Source organism: Bacteroidales bacterium (genome assembly GCA_031276035.1).
Classification (GTDB): Bacteria; Bacteroidota; Bacteroidia; order Bacteroidales; family BM520; genus RGIG7150.
Genome location: JAISNV010000010.1, coordinates 1 through 18532 on the forward strand (window position 1 = coordinate 1; position 18532 = coordinate 18532).

10 protein-coding genes are annotated in these 18532 nt (G+C 33.5%); 6 read left to right on the forward strand and 4 right to left on the reverse strand.

The features are described from left to right. Positions 1–265 precede the first annotated feature (265 nt). Positions 266–1219: an NAD-dependent epimerase/dehydratase family protein gene (locus tag LBP67_02170; protein MDR2083786.1), complete on the forward strand. Its 954-nt coding sequence runs from the start codon at positions 266–268 to the stop codon at positions 1217–1219. A gap of 2 nt (positions 1220–1221) precedes the next feature. On the opposite strand, the gene dnaG is transcribed toward LBP67_02170, so the two are convergent. Next, positions 1222–3162: a DNA primase gene (gene dnaG / locus LBP67_02175; GenBank protein ID MDR2083787.1), complete on the reverse strand. Its 1941-nt coding sequence runs from the start codon at positions 3160–3162 to the stop codon at positions 1222–1224. 105 nt (positions 3163–3267) lie between these two features. Beyond that, positions 3268–6114, reverse strand: coding sequence for a DNA polymerase I (gene polA, locus LBP67_02180; protein ID MDR2083788.1), 2847 nt, complete (start codon positions 6112–6114; stop codon positions 3268–3270). A 163-nt stretch (positions 6115–6277) separates the two neighbouring features. Here polA and LBP67_02185 point away from each other — a divergent pair, with 163 nt between their 5' ends. From LBP67_02185 to LBP67_02200, 4 genes are all read left to right on the forward strand, one after another. Further along, positions 6278–7387 carry a hypothetical protein gene (locus tag LBP67_02185; GenBank protein ID MDR2083789.1) on the forward strand — a complete coding sequence of 370 codons (1110 nt, stop codon included), beginning with the start codon at positions 6278–6280 and terminating at the stop codon, positions 7385–7387. Positions 7388–7628: 241 nt separating this feature from the next. Continuing rightward, positions 7629–9770 (forward strand): S9 family peptidase, encoded by a 2142-nt coding sequence (locus LBP67_02190; GenBank protein ID MDR2083790.1) that lies wholly within the window; start codon positions 7629–7631, stop codon positions 9768–9770. 15 nt (positions 9771–9785) lie between these two features. Next, positions 9786–11057: a hemolysin family protein gene (locus LBP67_02195; GenBank protein ID MDR2083791.1), complete on the forward strand. Its 1272-nt coding sequence runs from the start codon at positions 9786–9788 to the stop codon at positions 11055–11057. 195 nt (positions 11058–11252) lie between these two features. Beyond that, positions 11253–12626 (forward strand): dipeptidase, encoded by a 1374-nt coding sequence (locus tag LBP67_02200; protein ID MDR2083792.1) that lies wholly within the window; start codon positions 11253–11255, stop codon positions 12624–12626. 200 nt (positions 12627–12826) lie between these two features. Here LBP67_02200 and lgt read toward each other — a convergent pair whose 3' ends face one another. Then, positions 12827–13636, reverse strand: a complete 810-nt coding sequence (gene lgt, locus LBP67_02205) for a prolipoprotein diacylglyceryl transferase (GenBank protein MDR2083793.1) — start codon at positions 13634–13636, stop codon at positions 12827–12829. 268 nt (positions 13637–13904) lie between these two features. Between lgt and dprA the strand changes: the two genes are divergently transcribed. Continuing rightward, positions 13905–15005, forward strand: coding sequence for a DNA-processing protein DprA (dprA, locus tag LBP67_02210; protein ID MDR2083794.1), 1101 nt, complete (start codon positions 13905–13907; stop codon positions 15003–15005). Between the two features lie 369 nt (positions 15006–15374). Here the strand turns inward: dprA and LBP67_02215 are convergent, their stop codons facing one another. Beyond that, positions 15375–18494 carry a DUF2723 domain-containing protein gene (locus tag LBP67_02215; GenBank protein MDR2083795.1) on the reverse strand — a complete coding sequence of 1040 codons (3120 nt, stop codon included), beginning with the start codon at positions 18492–18494 and terminating at the stop codon, positions 15375–15377. Positions 18495–18532 lie beyond the last annotated feature (38 nt).

The window sequence follows — 18532 nt, forward strand, 5'->3', positions numbered from 1 at the left end:
TAAATATAAATGTGTTATTTTGGAATATAAACTAATCTAAAAAATAATATGCGGTACAAAAATCGTAAAAAAAATCATTATAGAAGATAGAATTAATAGATTTAATTTTATTATCAATTATGAAATTTATCAAATTAGTTAAAAAAGACAATGTTAATCTCAATCGATGATCTAATGTTAAAATAATTACTAATTATTGTTTCCTAATAATTAATTGTTTTATATTTGCATCGAAAAAAATTAATGTGTAATAAATTATAAATATATGAAAAACATATTGGTAATAGGTTGTGCCGGACAAATTGGTTCGGAATTGGTGCCCGAATTGAGAAAAAGATACGGAGTAAATAACGTGGTTGGGACTGATGTATCTTTGGATAAGATTAAAGGTAATCTGGCAGAAGGTCCTTCCGAAGTATTGAATATTTCTGATACTCCCCGACTTATCGATTTGGTTAAGAAGTATAAGATTGATACAATTTATAATCTTGCTGCGTTATTATCTGCTGTTGCGGAAGCAAAACCGCAATTGGCTTGGGAAGTAGGCTTGATAGGTCATTATAATACTCTTGAAGTCGCTCGTGAATATAAATGTTCCGTATTCTTTCCAAGTTCGATAGGCTCTTTCGGTCCTTCAACACCTCATCAAAATACTCCTCAGGATACAATCCAGAGACCTACTACTATGTATGGCGTAACAAAAGTTTCCGCAGAATTACTCGGCGATTATTACAATAAAAAATACGGCGTTGATTCCCGTGGCGTCAGATTCCCGGGAATTATCTCAAACGTTACTCTTCCGGGTGGCGGAACAACAGATTATGCCGTTGAAATTTACTATGAAGCTGTGAAAAACGGCAAATATACTTGTCCGCTTAAAGCCGGAACTTTCCTTGATATGATGTATATGCCGGATGCTATTAAAGCTTGTATTGATGTTATGGAAGCAGATCCGTCAAAACTAATACATCACAACGGGTTCAATGTTACAGCTATGAGTTTCGATCCGGAAATACTTAAGAAGGCTATACAAAAACATATCCCGGAATTTGAATTGTTCTACGAAGTTGAGCCGATGAAACAATCAATAGCGGATTCATGGCCGGATAGTATGGATGATTCCTGCGCACGCCGTGAATGGGGGTGGAGTCCTGTATGGAACCTGGAAACTATGACCGAAGATATGATTAAAGTTATTAGAGATAAATACTCCAAATAGAATTAAGTAATTATTCTTTTTAATTCGAGATTTAACTTAGCTTCAATTCCCTTTAATTCTTTATCTTCGTTAATTAATAGTTCTATTTCCGAATGATCGGTTGTAAGTTTTAATTTCTCCTGAATTTCAGTTCTTAATTTTTTGATGTAACCGGCTTTTAAAGCATATACGGTTCTAAGAATAGTGTTATGAATATTATCACTTTCTTTACGTATATGAACTTTGTATTCTTTCCAGTTTTCACTTATCGAATAAGGACTTGCCAAAATACCGATTGCACATTTTGAAATTTCAGAGTCGGGATGATTAATGAAATATTTTTCGTCGGGAATATTTTCTTTTGTAAATTCTTCAGAAAAAATATCGAAAATCTTTTTGTAGAGATTATTCGTGAAAGTAACTTCATCTAAAGAAATCTCCGAAATAATAAATTCAGCAGTTGTTGCCATTCCATGCTCATCACCGGCATTATAAAAATCTGCTTTCTGAGCACCGTATAAAAGCAACTTTTCAATAATGCTTTTTTCTAAATATTCATAACCGTCATCTTCAACTAATTCTTTGTTGTAACTTTGACCCTTATCTTGCGGTTCAATATCAACAGGCTCGTCAATATCCGGTTTGTCTTTTTTGTAATTTCTTTTCCTGATTAATTTGTTAATTTCAATAATCAGAGTTTGTTCCTTAATATCAAGTAGTTTGCCGCATTCCTGAACATAAACGGAGCGATTGATAGCATCCGGAATCAATGAAATAGAATTTACAACATCCTTAATTACTTCCGCTTTTTTTATAGGATCATTATTCGTATCTCTTAAAAGCAATTCGGTTTTGAAACTAATAAAATCCTTAGAATTATTTTTGAAATAATTGATTACTTCCGATGATTGATTTTTACGAACAAAAGAATCCGGGTCTTCATTTTCAGGTAAGGGGATAATTCTCACATTCAAACCTTCTTCAAGAATCATGTCTATTCCGCGTAAAGAAGCTTTTATTCCGGCTTGATCTCCATCGTAAATGATTGTCACATTTTGCGTAAATCTTTTTATCAATCTAATTTGTTCGATTGTTAAAGAAGTTCCGGAAGAAGCAACAACGTTTTTAAATCCAGCTTGATACATGCTGATCACATCTGTATAACCTTCAACAAGGTAACACAGGTCGTGCGACATAATTGCAGATTTAGCAAAAAAGACTCCGTATAGCGTTTCACTTTTGTGGTAAATTTCTGTTTCCGGACTGTTAATGTACTTTGCCTTATTCTTATCGGCACTCATTATCCTGCCTCCGAAACCAACAACTCTTCCCGATAAATTATGTATGGGGAAAATTATTCTTCCGCGAAATCTGTCGAATTTCTTACCGTCATCATGAATACTTACTAATCCTGATTTTTCGAGAATATCATCCTTGTAACCGTTTTCTTTTGCGTTTTTATAAAAAGCTTCAAATTCATCCAAACCATAACCGAGCTGGAAAGTTTTTATCGTATCTTCAATAAATCCGCGTTCTTTAAAATACGATAAGCCTATATCTTTTCCGGCTTTAGTATTAAAAAGAGTTTCGGAGAAATATTTCTGTGCGAAAACATTGATATTAAACAATCTGTCTTTAATGTCGTCACGCAGGATTTCCTCAGCGGTGCGTTCGGTTTCTTCAATTGTGATATTGTATTTTGCCGCAAGATATTTTAGAGCTTCCGGATATGAACAATGCTCGTGTTCCATTATAAAATGCACAGAGTTACCGGCTTTTCCGCAACCGAAACATTTGAAAATACCCTTGGCGGGCGATACTACGAATGAAGGAGTTTTTTCATTATGAAACGGGCATAAACCAAGAAGGTTGGCACCGCGTTTCTTTAAGGTAACAAAGTCGCCGACAACCTCTTCAATTCGAGCAGAATCAATTATGGTATTAACAATATCCCGTTTTATCATAAATGCAAAGATAGTTTTTTCAGTTGACAATTTATAATTGGCAGTTGACAATTTTTATTAGTTGATTATGAGTAATTGTCGATGATGTATTTCAATCAGCACTATCTAATGTGCTTCGAGCCAGTTATTACCAATTCCGACAGATACATCAATAGGAACACTTAATTCTATTGTGGTACTCATTTTATCTTGAACTATTTTACTCAAAAGTTCGGTTTCGGATTTATGAGTATCAAAAATCAACTCATCATGAACCTGCAAAATCATTCTGGATTTAAGATTTTTATCCTCAATTTCTTTTTCAATATTGATCATTGCAATTTTTATCATATCGGCGGAAGAACCCTGAATGGGGGCGTTTATAGCGAAACGTTCGGCATAACCGCGTGTAACATTGTTTCTTGAATTTATATCTTTGATAAAGCGCTTCCTGCCCAAAATGGTTTCAACATATTCATGTTCTTTGGCAAATACAACAATATCTTCCATATACTTTTTAATATTCGGATAACTTATAAAGTATTGCTCAATTAATTCAGCGGCTCTTTTACGTGGAATATGAAGTCGCTCCGACAAACCGAAAGTTGATATTCCGTATATTATGCCGAAGTTTACTGTTTTTGCCATTCGTCTCATATCGGCAGTAACTTCCTTTTCAGGAATCCCGAAAACAGCGGCAGCAGTTGCAGTATGAATATCTTTACCTTCTTTGAAAGCGTTTATCATGCCTTTATCTTTGGAAATATGCGCTATTAGTCGTAATTCTATCTGTGAATAATCGGCAGACAGAAAGATAAAATCATTGTTACGCGGAACAAATGCTTTCCTGATTTCTTTTCCGCGTTCGGTTCTAATAGGAATATTCTGTAAATTAGGATTGTTGGAACTTAATCTTCCAGTTGCAACAACAGCCTGATTGTAAGTGGTATGTATTCTTCCTGTTCTTGGATTTATCAATTGTGGAAGCGGTTCCACGTATGTTGATTTAAGCTTTGTTAATGAACGATAAGAGAGAATATCATCTACAATGGGATGAATAAATTGTAGTTTGGAAAGAATATCTTCCCCGGTAGAATATTGTCCGGTCTTTGTTTTCTTCGGTTTTTGCGCAATCTTCAATTTATCGAATAATATCTCTCCCAACTGTTTCGGCGAATTAATATTAAAAATCTCACCGGCATAATCATAAATATTTTCTTCCAGTTTATAAATATCCTTGCTTAATTCTTCTGAGAAAGAATTAAGTGCATTGGGATCAATTCTCACACCTTCAAACTCCATACTCGTTAAAACTTTCACCAAAGGCATTTCTATCATTTCAAAAAGCTTGATATTGTTGGTTTTCTTTAATTCTTCATTTAAAATTAAATATAATTGATAGGTAATATCAGCATCTTCAGCGGCATATTCTTTTAAAATCTCAAGATCAACATTCCGCATATTACCCTGATTTGCACCTTTCTTACCAATTAAGCTTTCAATAGAAACCGGATTATAATTCAAATATACCTGGGCAAGATAATCCATATTATGTTTTGTTTCCGGATTTATCAAATAATGTGCAATCATCGTATCAAAAATCCTTGCTTTAACATTTATATCATACCATTTCAAAACCAAAAAATCGAACTTAAGATTTTGTCCTATTATTAGCATTTCCGGATCATTAAAAAAAGTTTTGAATTTTGAAATAATTTGACAGGTTTCATCAAAATTATTCGGACAGGTAATGTAATAAGCTTTATGCTTTTCGAAAGCAATTGAGAATCCGACAAGTTCACAGTTATTGGCATCAAGCCCCGTTGTTTCAACATCAAAAGCAAACTCCTTTTTATCCTGTAAAATTTTAATCAAATCATCAATTTCTTTTTCCTCCTGAAGAAGAATATATTCATGCTTAACGGTTTTGATGTTCTCATAAATATCAGTAAAAAGACCGGCTTCACTATCACCGAATAAACCTCCGAATCCCGAATCTTTTTTATCTGCTTTGGCTTTATCGATTTTATCCAATTTATCGATTTTATCTATTTTGTCAGCTTCACCGGTTTTATTCGATTGCTCATCCAAAGATAAATCTGTAAATATTCTTTTTCCTAATGTTCTGAATTCCAATTTTTCAAATATTTCTTTCAATTCTTTTGCATTTGGTTTTGAAAGAATAAAAGAATCGATATCCGAATGGCAAGGTGTATCGGTAACAATTGTTGCAAGATGTTTGGATTCGATTGCAAGTTCTTTATTATCAACGATCTTCTGTTTTAGTGTTTGGTTTTTTATTTTATCGGTATTTTCGAGGATATTCTCTATGTTATCGAATTCGTCTAAAAGTTTTTTTGCGCCTACGGGACCAACTCCGGGAACTCCCGGAATATTATCTGATGAATCTCCGACAAGTCCGAGATAATCAATCATTTGACGAGTGTTTTTCAATCCGAATTTTTCACAAACTTCTTTTTCTCCTAGTATTTCCGTCGGATTTTTTCCATAAGCTGGTTTGTACATTTTTATGCAGTCATTTACAAGCTGACCGAAATCTTTATCGGGTGTTACCATAAAAACCTCATAACCTTCTTTACAGGCTTTTGTTGCGATTGTCCCGATGATATCATCAGCTTCATATCCTTCGCACACAACAATAGGAATATTAAAAGCCGTGAGAATTTCCTTTATATATGGAATGTTGGAGGCTATATCTTCCGGCATAGCGCTTCGGTTTGCTTTATATTGTTCGTATTTTTCATGACGAAAAGTTGGCTTTTGAGAATCGAAACAAACGGCTAAATGAGTAGGGTGTTCTTTCTTTATCAATTCATAAAGATATGTGGTAAATCCGAAAGCTGCGGAAGTATTAATATTTGTTGAAGTTATTCTGGGATTTTTTTGAAATGCGAAATAAGCTCTGTAAATCAATGCCATCGCATCGAAAAGGTATAGTTTTGATTTGCTCATAAAAATGATTGATTAATAATTGTGCAAAGATAAATTATTCAATCGACAATTGAGAATTGACTGTTGACAATTTTTCAGATGAAAAGTAGGAGAGTGGTATTTTTTTATCTTGAATGAAAAATTATAAAAATATTCAATTTGCTATTCTTGTTATCTTTGCCGAATGAAATTATTTATCGCAATACCGCTTCTGAGAGAATCCGAAAACTTAGAAAGTCTCTTAAGTGATCTTGGAAATCAATCATTATTCGATTTCAAGGTTTTATTTTGCGTAAATAATCCGGAAGAATGGCATAATAATCCTGAAAAACAGAATGATATTATTGATAATAAGAGAACTTTGGAAATATTAAGAGATATAAATAATCTTGATATTGAAGTAATTGATAAATCTTCCGAAGGAAATGGGTTCGATATTAAAAATGCGGGCGTAGGTATGGCTCGTAGAGTTTTAATGGATAGAATCTCGGAAATTGCTTCAGGAGAAGACATTATAATCAGTCTTGACGGCGATACTCATTTTAATGAAGATTATTTCTTGTCGATTAGAAATAATTTTGAAAGAAATGAAGATGCTTTGGCACTCTCAATTCCTTATTATCATCCGCTTACAAATAATGAAGAACAAAATAATTGTATTTTACGCTATGAAATTTATATGCGGCATTATATGATTAATATGTTGAAAATCAATAATCCGTATGCTTTTACTGCGCTTGGCTCCGCAATTGCTTTGCCTGTATGGGCTTACAGAAAGATTGGAGGAATTGTACCGCGAAAATCGGGCGAAGATTTTTATCTTTTGCAATCTCTAAGAAAAACCGGTAGAATTGTTTTGTGGAACGAAGAGCATGTTTACCCGCAGGCCCGGTTTTCCGATAGGGTTGCATTTGGAACAGGTCCGGCTATGATAAAGGGAATTAGTGGCGACTGGAATTCGTATCCGTTTTATAATGAGAAATTTTTCAATGAAGTTGAAGAGACATATTCGCTTTTCAAAAATTTATTTGAAGAAGATATTGAAACTCCGATGAGTGAATTTCTTCGTTCTTCATTTAAAACCGAAGATTTATGGAGTCCTTTACGCAAAAATTACAAATTGCCGGAAAGATTTATTCACGCTTGTATGGTAAAAGTTGATGCTTTAAAAATACTTCAGTATTTAAGATTTCGACAAAAAAAATCAGTTCAGGAAAAAGAGTATGATATTACTCAGACTGTAAGGAATGAATTATACAACATTGAGAATAAATTAAGGTTTGAAAATTTATAGATTTGAAGATTTATATTTCATTTCAAGTGTTAAACAATTATTTATCTGATAATTATTTATTGATATTGAAAGGATTAAAAGGTAAGCCTATAGAAATAATTTTCTAATCTTAAATCATTAAATTATTGAATACGGAATATATAATTCTCAACTGCTCATAATCAATTAATAAAAATTGTCAATTGCCAATAATAAATTGTCAATTGAAAAAACTATCTTTGCAAAAAATGATTTATTAATTATGAGAAAATTATCAACTTTTATTGTTTTATTATTCTCTTCTCTGCTGATATTTTGTCAAGAGAAGACTTTTACGCTCGAAGATTGTATTTATATGAACCGTGATTTGTTTCCCAAAAGCATACAAAATCTTCAATGGATTCCCGGAACCTCGGATTATTCTTTTATAAAAGATAGTACGTTGATTACCGGCAATGCAAAATCCGATAAAGAGAAAACATTACTTAGTTTAAAAGAATTATCCGCTGCTGTTGAAAATAGTGAGAATGAAGTTGCTTTTTCAAACCGATTTCCCGCAATCAGTTGGACTGATAAAAATTCTTTCCGGTTTTCAATAAAAAATGATATTTATTCTTATAATCTGATTGATAAAAAGATTATGCATCTTGCAACTCGTCCTGAAGGCGAAAATCTTGATAAAGGAAATAATTCGTATATATATGCTTTCACTGACGGCGGAGATTTATATATTTCTAAAAACAGGGAAAATACATGTATCGCAAAATCTGAAAAAGATGGTGTGTCGTACGGTGCCGAAGGAGTACATAGAAGTGAATTCGGCATAAGTAAAGGAACATTCTGGTCGCCAAATGATAATTATCTTGCTTTTTATCGTTTGGATGAAAGCATGGTTGCAGATTATCCGCTTGTTGATATTTCAACAAGAATTGCAACTGTCGGAAATATCAAATATCCTATGGCAGGAATGTCAAGTCACGAGGTAACTTTGGGAGTTTATGATTTAGAAACCGGAAAAACCGTTTATATGAAAATCGGTGATCCGGCTGATCAATACCTGACGTCCGTAACTTGGGATCCTTCAGAAAAATATATTTATATTGCAATTTTAAATCGCGATCAGAATCATCTTAAATTAAATAAATACGATATCGGAACCGGTGATCTTGTGAAAACTTTGTTTGAAGAAACAGATAAAGAATACGTTGAGCCTTTAAATCCGCTTCTTTTTATTTCGAAAGATAAAAGTAAATTCATCTGGCAATCGCGCAGAGACGGTTGGAATCACCTTTATCTTTATAATACTGATGGAAACTTAATCAAACAACTTACTAAAGGAAATTGGGAAGTTACTGAAGTTGCGGGCTTTAATAAAAATGAAGATGCAATTTATGTTTGCGGAACTTACGATAGTCCTGTCGAAACAAATCTTTACTCAGTAAAAATAAAAGATCAAAGTGTTAAAAGATTAACCGATGTTCACGGTACTCATTATTGTAATTTATCTCCGAACAAAGATTATTTTATTGATTCATACAGTAATACCGAAATTACAAGAATTATTAATGTTGTAGATATTAATGGAAAAATAGTCAAGACTTTACAAGAGGATGCGGATCCTTTGAAAGATTATGCAAAATGCAAGATAGAGTTAGGTACTTTAAAGAGTAATAATAATGATGATTTGTATTACAGGATGATATTACCGCCTGATTTTGATCCGAATAAAAAATATCCTGTATTTTTCTATGTTTACGGTGGGCCGCACATGCAAATGATAACCGATTCGTGGAATGCGGGCGCAGGTTTTTGGGATCTTCGCTGGGCACAGCGTGATTACATTGTTTTTTCAATGGATAACAGAGGAACTCCTAACAGAGGCGCTGATTTTGAACAGTGTATTCATCGCAATCTCGGAGTTCTCGAAGTGGAAGATCAAATGAAAGGTGTTGAATATCTTTGTTCGCTTCCTTATGTTGATTCCGATAGAATGTCTGTGGACGGTTGGAGTTACGGCGGGTTTATGACTATATCTTTGATGTTGAAGCAACCTGATGTTTTCAAGGTTGGTGTTGCCGGCGGACCGGTTATCAAATGGGAATATTATGAGATAATGTACGGCGAAAGATATATGGATACTCCGGAAGATAATCCAGACGGATATAAAAACGGAAATTTAACAAATTATGTTGAAAATCTGAATGGAAAATTAATGCTGATTCATTGTACTACTGACCCTGTTGTAGTTTGGCAACATAGCCTTAGCTTTATTGAATCTTGTATTAAAGCAAAAAAACAAGTTGATTATTTTGTATATCCCGGTCATGAACATAATGTAAGAGGAATAGACAGAGCACATTTATATGAAAAAATAGAAAACTATATTGATGATAATTTAAAATAATTTTTAACCTACAAAATGGAAGTATTTATAATTATCGGGCTGATCTTGCTTAACGGATTTCTCTCCATGAGCGAGATTGCAGTGGTTTCATCCCGAAAGGCCCGATTAGAAAAAGATGTTAAAGAAGGAAGTAGTAGCGCCAAAACTGCTATAAAACTAATTAAAAACCCGGATAACTTTTTATCCACAGTACAAATCGGGATTACACTTATCGGTATTTTAACCGGTATCTTCTCAGGTGCTGCCTTTGCAGACCTATTGGCTCCGCTTATCGCAAAAATAAAATTTCTGGAAAGCAGCGCACATACAATTGCACAAGTATTAATTGTAATAATTGTAACTTATCTGACATTGATTTTCGGCGAGCTTGTCCCGAAACGTTTGGCAATGAGTAATCCTGAAAAAATTGCGAAGCTTATTGCCAAGCCGATGAACTCTTTGTCGATAATATGTAAACCTTTCGTTTGGATATTATCTAAAAGTACCAGATTTTTTACGAAACTTTTCAATATATCTACTGATGAATCAAAAATTACTGAGGATGAAATCAAGGCGATAATTCAGGAAGGTACTGAAGATGGTGAAATCCAAGAGGTTGAACAAGATATTGTGGAAAGAGTTTTTAATCTCGGCGATAGGAATATCAGTTCTATTATGACTCACCGGAGTGAGATTGTTTGGCTTGATATTAATGACAGTAATGAAATTAACAGTGATAAGATAAAGGATAATCTTTTTAATATGTATCCGGTTTGTGATGAGGAATTGGATGAAATATTAGGGATTATATACCTTAAAGATCTTTTCGGGAAAATTGATAATGAAAATTTTAATTTAAGGGATGTCATTAGTGAGCCGCAATATTTACCTCATAATCTCAGTGTTTATGATGCATTGAACCATTTGCAGGTCGGACGGTTGCGCTCGAGTATTGTTATTGACGAATTCGGTAGTGTATTGGGAATTGTAACCGTGAAAGATATAGTTGAAGCTCTACTCGGCAGTATTCCGGAAATTGGTGAAGAACAGGAAATTATTCCTTTGGAAAATGGGTCTGTGCTGGTTGACGGGCAATGTCCGTTTTACGATTTCCTCGAATATTTTGATATGGAAGACCTTTATAATGATAATAACTTTGTAACCTTAAGCGGTTTGATTCTTGATGTTTTGGAAAAAATTCCCAAAGCAGGTGATAAATTTCAATGGAATGGTTTTGAATTTCAAATTGTTGATATGGACGCCGCAAGAATCGATAAGGTTATGGTTACGAAATTAATTGATAGTTAAAAATTGATGAAATAAATGAGTTCAAGTAAAATATTTGAAGTGAAAATATAAACATTGTAATGTATTACTTGTAACAAATATTAATGTAAATTTTGAAAATTATATAATTCTTTCTAAAAGGATAGTATGTAAAAGATAAATGTCATTGGTATTAAAATCGCAAACCCCGAAAAATATTAATTAAATATAAATATTATGGATTTTATTAAAAATTACATTGAAGAAAACAAAGATCGTTTTCTGGAGGAATTATTCGAACTTATGCGAATTCCGTCGATAAGTTCGATAGCGGAAAATAAACCTGACATGTACCGTGCTGCAGAATATTGGAAAAACGCAATTATAAAAGCCGGTGCAGATAAAGCTGAGGTTTTTGATACTCCGGGCAATCCTGTCACTTACGGAGAAAAAATTATTGATCCGAAACTTCCTACCGTTTTAGTTTACGGTCACATGGATGTTATGCCTGTTGATCCTGTGGAATTATGGAATACTCAACCTTTTGAACCTGTTGTTAAAGACGGAATCATTTATGGCCGTGGTGCGGATGACGATAAAGGCCAGGGATATATGCATGCAAAAGCTTTTGAATTACTTGTGAAATCAGGCAAATTGCCTTGTAATGTGAAATTCTTGATAGAAGGAGAAGAAGAAATCGGGTCAACAAATCTTTACAAATTTTGCGAAGACCATAAAGATATGCTAAAGGCTGATGTTTTCCTTGTTTCGGATACAAGTATGATTGCTCAGGATGTTCCTTCAATTACTGCCGGATTAAGAGGCTTGGCTTATTGGCAGATAGAAGTTACCGGTCCTAACAAAGATTTACATTCCGGACTTTTTGGCGGAGCTGTTGCGAATCCGATAAATATATTATGTAAAATGATTTCCGATGTTTTTGATGAAGATAATCATATTACAATACCCGGATTTTATGATGATGTTATTGAAGTTTCTCCTAAGGAAAGAAAAATGATGGGAGAAGCTCCTTTCGATAAAGCGGAATATAAAAAAGCTCTTGATGTTAACTCTCTCTGGGGCGAGAAAGGTTATACCACTAATGAACGTACATGGATAAGACCTACTTTTGATGTTTGCGGAATTTGGGGCGGATATCAAGGCGAAGGTTCAAAAACTGTTATTCCATCTAAAGCTTATGCAAAGATTTCTTGTCGTTTAGTACCGGATCAAGATAATCATAAGATTTCAAAACTGGTTAAAGAATATTTTGAAAAAGTTGCGCCGAAATCCGTTAAAGTTTCAGTTACGGAAATGCACGGCGGTCAAGCTTATAATTGTCCGATTACATTACCGGCATATGAAGCTGCGGAAAAAGCTTTCGAAAAAGTTTATGGTAAAACTCCGATACCTGTTCGCAGTGGCGGTTCAATCCCTATCATTGCCGGCTTTGAATCTATACTCGGTGTTAAAAGTGTATTGATGGGCTTTGGTTTGAGTAGTGATGCGATTCATTCTCCGAATGAAAATTATCCTTTATATAATTTTTATAAAGGTATTGAAACTATCAGCAATTTCTACCTTGAATATGCAGAAATTATGAAAAAATAATTCTGCCCTAAAAAAAATACTTGCCTGTAAAACAGGTCAATAATTTTTAAGTGATATTAAAGTCTCATTAGAGGTTTGTAGGTAAAAATAAAAGGAGCCGGTACAAAATATCGGCTCCTTCAACAATAGAACTAAAAAAACTAATTAATAAATTAGGGTATTAAAAGAACTAAAAACACCCGTATCATTATAATGCATTTTTATGCATTTTTATTGTGTACTTTTCGAACTTTCCAATAACTTCTTATTAAAAAGAAAATTCCAAGCAGAATAAATGGTATAGAAAGTATTTGTCCCATATCTAATTTCATTCCTGCTTCAAAAGCAACTTGCGGATTTTTAATAAATTCCACAAAAAATCTAAATGTAAATATTAATACTAGAAATAATCCGAATAATAATCCGTTCGGCGTGTCTTTTCCCTTCTTTTTATAGATAAAGAAAAGAATTAAGAATGTAATTATACATGATAAGGCTTCATATAATTGAGTAGGATGTTTTGGAACAGTTTCGCCGTTTCTTTCAAAAATAACACCCCAAGGAAGAGTAGTCTCAATTCCATAAATCTCAGAATTACAGAAATTTCCTATTCTGATTAATGCACCTGCAATTGCAACACCTATGACTAATCTGTCGAGACACCAAATAGGATCGTATTTATATTTTCTTGCAAGTATCCAAACTGTTATCGGAAGTGCAATTGCGGCGCCGTGACTTGCCAGTCCGCCCTCCCAGACTTTTAAAATTCTTAACGGATTACTGAAATAATATGCCGGTTCGTAAAAGATACAATGTCCCAAACGCGCACCGATAACTAAAGCAATAAGCAGCCATAATGCAGTTTTATCAAAAACTTTCTGACTGATGCCTTCTCTTTTAAAAGTATATCCTAGAATCAAGTAACACAAATAAATACCTAATGCAAAAAGTACTCCGTACCAAGCAATATGTATTGAAGTATTTGGAAAAACCTGAGGATTAAAATTCCATCTAATATATTCTAAAATCATCTTGAAAAAATTTATGCAAATTTATAATTTTTCTTGAGACATTTTCAAGTTTTCCGGATTAATATATAAGTTTATGATTTCGGGATTCCGAGATCAGAACTATTTATAAAATTAAAAACAAGATATATCAGTAGCAAAATTTTTTGAGGATTTAAAGAATATTAGCAAAAACTATCTAAGCTTTATAATATGCTAAGAAACAATGACTATGTCGAGCAAAGTTATACATAACCCTAAATCCTAAAATCTGAACTCAGAATTAAATTTTATGAATGAAGAAACATTATATACTATTGCTGTGACACTTCTGCCGAATGTGGGTGCTATTAATGGGAAGAGATTAATTTCTCATTGCGGATGTGCTAAAGATGTATTTAAGGAAAAGAAAAACAGTCTGTTAAAGATACAGGGAATTAGCAATGGAATAATTGACGGGATGAATAATAAGGAAATTTTTTTTCGTGCCGAAAGAGAAATGCGTTTTATGGAAAAGAATTCTGTTCGTGCAATTAGTTATTTTGATTCCAATTATCCGGTTCGATTAAAAAGATGCATTGATAGTCCGGTTATATTGTATGTTCGCGGTAATATTCTTCCAGAAAAAGAAAGAATGCTAACTGTTGTAGGAACACGAAATGCAAGTGATTACGGTAATCGGATATGTGAAAAAATTATTTTTGAAATATCCGATTATGATATAGGAATTATCAGTGGGTTGGCTTACGGAATTGATACAGAAGCACATAGAAATAGTTTGAAATACGGCTTGGATACTTTTGCAGTTTTGGGACATGGGTTACAAACTGTTTATCCTGCAAAAAACCTTAATCTGGCAAGAAATATAGAATCATACGGATCTTTGATAAGCGAGTTTATTTCGGAAACCAAGCCGGATAGGGAAAACTTTCCTCAGCGTAATAGAATTATTGCCGGGCTTTGCGATGCTGTGTTAATAATAGAAGCTGCAGAAAAAGGAGGAGCTTTGATAACCGTTGAGATTGCAGGAAGTTACAACAAAGATGTTTTTGCCGTTCCGGGAAGAGTTAATGATAAATATTCTACGGGATGTAATAAGTTAATTAAAAATCAGCAAGCTTGCATGATCCTTTCAGGTTCGGATATAATTGAAAATATGAACTGGGATAACAAAATCAGTAAAAGAGTCATTCAGCAAAATTTGTTTTATGAACTTAATGAAATACAGAATGAAATTGTTGAATTTATGCGTAATAACTCATCGGGTTGTGATATAGATAATATTTCCGATAAGTTAAATATTCCTATTGGCAGGCTTTCATGCGAACTTCTTGACTTGGAATTGAAAGGAGTTCTTCATTGTCTGCCGGGAAAAGTTTATAAGATGATGTAATTATGTACAAATAATTATATTCTGAAATATTCTGATTTTATATTGATTATATGCCAAATATTAATAGAAACATTTCTGAAGTTTTGTTCATAATAATATTGGAGTAATCAAAATTTACGATACATATTAACTTAATGATTATAAAAATAATAGAAATATAAGAATTATCTCAATATACAACTTCGGATGTACAGCTTCTAAAATATAATTTTGAGCTCAGGTTTTACTGCTGAAAGTGAATGTAACTTTAAGGTCAATATTAAAGTTACATTCATTAATATATAATTCATAAATAGGACTAAAATTCGATGATTTGCGTTTTGAGAAATCAATACAATTAATCAAAATTATCGGTTTTATCGATTTTTATTACAATTCCGAATTATAAAGCATTTTTATCAAAGGCGTTAATTCTTCTTTATATTGTGATGCCATATCGGTCATCCTGTATTCGTTGCATAGTGAATATAAACGATATAAAGCGCTTACATTATATTGAATTTCAGATTCATAGTAGTCAAAAAACTTAGTCTTCAATCCTATATAATATATAGTTTCATTATAATATTTATCATGAATAATGCGTATGACTTCTTGAGCTTTTTCAATTTCTCCGCAACGCAGATAAACCTCAGCGAAACCAACGGTTGCATGTTCGAATTGTATCTGAGAATTAGGGAAAAATTCGATAGCTTTGTCAATAACTATTTCGGCTGAATCCAAACGTCCGGCTTTAACCAGAGCGTCGGCAACTCTGTAATAATTTTGACGCATGATAGAAGTATTTCTGATGCTTTCTCTATCGGGAGTTACCCTTGGATCATTGAGATTTCCCCAAACACATTGATTTACCAAAATATCATAAGAATCAGCAATGTTTATTCCACCGAGATTTCTAACATAATCCTCAGAGGCAACAGGAACAAATTTATATACAATACCATCCAAATAGCAATATTTATCTACATTAAACACGTCCTTAACTATGTTCGGATTAGTAAAATACAAAGGTCTGTCCCAATCAAAACTTGCAAGAAAGTCGAAGAATAAAATATCGTTTTTACCAAGATATCCTTGATTAATAGTCCAAACTATTTCATCAACAATCTTATCTGCTAATTCGGGCGGTACAATTCCGTTTGCGAGAACTTTTTCTTTATTAACTTTTAACTTAAAAGTTTTAGTAGGTACGTAATTTGCCGTTTTTCCGTTTTGAGTTTTCATTTGAAGTTTGCCTTCGCCTAAGAATTTAATAAATTCTTTAACATCAAGTGGTTGAGAAAGATTCCTGTCGTTAAAATAAATTACGTCATTAACTCCTTTATAATAATCCTTTTCATGAAGTGTTAAAGGAATTCTTTCTGAATCATAAACCTTGCGCATCATTTGATGTGCGTACCAATCGCTTGCCGAAAGCATATAATTCATAACTCTTATATCGGTTCTAAAACCCTCAACTTCCTGTACATACCAAAGCGGGAAAGTATCGTTATCGCCGTTTGATATTACAACGGAATTCGGCAGGCATCCTCTAAGGTAATTTTCCGCAAAATCTCTCGCGGCATATTTTTTACTGCGATTATGGTCATCCCATCCTTGTGCAGCCATAATAATAGGAACAATCATACAGATAACGAAAGAACATGCAATTGCCGCCTTTTCTTTTTTCAGTAATTTTTTCAACCAATTTACTACTTGAATTAATCCGAATCCTATCCATATTGAGAAAGCATAAAATGAGCCGGCGTAAGCATAATCGCGCTCGCGCGGTTGATATGGTTGCTGATTGAGATAGACAATAATAGCAAGGCCTGTCATTATGAATATTGCCATAACTATAGAACCGCCCTGCGGACTTTTCTTAAAATGATAGAATAATCCTATTAATCCCAGTATAAGCGGCAGAAAATAAAAACTGTTATTGGCCGGATTATTTTTTAAAGTATCCGGTAAGTCTTTCTGATCACCCAGTCTCACACCGTCAATAAAATTAATCCCCGATTTCCAGTTCCCGTCACTATATCCGCCGTGACCTTCAATATCATTTTGCCTTCCGACGAAATTCCACATAAAATATCTGGTGTACATGTGATTGATTTGATACGAAAAGAAATATCTCAAGTTTTCTGAGAAGGTAGGTTTACGGACAGCTTCTCCTGAATACTGGGTTCTCATATTGGGCTTTTCATCAACTCCTCCCCAAGCTTTATATGCATCAACATAATGTTGCTTTGAGCCGTTCCACATTCTTGGGAAGACAGTCATAAAGTTTTTCTCATATTGCGGAATACCCGGTAAACCATCATCTGTAATAATATATTTTCCGGCAGTTTTGTCTTTTACATAAATTACCGGTCCTTTCTTTCTTACAAAATCTCTTTTTTGAGTGTCGATATCATAAGGAGTATAAGAATAAGGTCCGTAATAATAAGGTCCGTAGAGTAAAGGAGTTTCACCGTATTGTTCTCTGTTCAGGTATGATAACATGCTGATAGCATCCGAAGGCGAACCCTCATTAATAGGCGTATTTGTATTTGCTCTTATAACCAGTATGAAAAAAGTAGAATATCCTATCAGTATATAAACCAAAGAAATAGCAATTGTGTTCCAGATTAATTTTCCTTTTTTCACCGACCATCTCCAGAAGAAAACCAGTAGGGCAATTAACAAAGCAAAGTACACTATAGTTCCCACGTTGAACGGGGTTCCTAAAGTATTTACAAAAAACAACTCGAACCATCCCGCGAGTTTAACAACCATAGGAACTAAAATATATAGAATTCCACCGATTATGAGGAATGATGTTAAAATAGTGATGATGAAACCCTTAATAGAAGGTTTGTATTTTTTGTAATATATAACTAAAGCTATTGCAACAATTGCCAATAAGTTTAACAAATGCACTCCGATAGATAATCCGATTATATAAGCAATAAATATCAACCATTTTGCAGCATCAACCTCGTCACTCTGTTCTTCCCATTTTAAAATTGCCCAGAATACGATAGCCGTACAAAGAGAAGACATAGCGTAAACTTCGCCTTCAACAGCAGAGAACCAGAAAGTGTCTGAGAATGTGTAAGCAAGTGCACCAATAATTCCGGCACCAAAAATAATAAATGATTTATTTATATTTTCTTTTACATTAAAGTTTAATTCTGATTTCGGAGCAACGACTTTTCTAGCGAGCATTGTAATAGACCAAAATAGAAATAATATTGTAAAACTGCTACATAAGGCCGACATTACGTTTACCATCATAGCAACATTTTGGACATTACCGAAAGCAAATAGGGAGAAAAATCTGCCGATTAACTGAAAAGTAGGAGCTCCAGGAGGATGACCGACTTGTAATTTATAAGCAGTTGAAATATATTCTCCGCAATCCCACCAGCTGGCTGTAGGTTCAATAGTACAGAAATAAGTTATTGTAGCAATAAGGAAAACCAACCAACCTAAAGTATTATTCCAAAATTTATAATTTTTCATATATCAATATTTTTTCAACTTAAATAATCAGCAAAGAT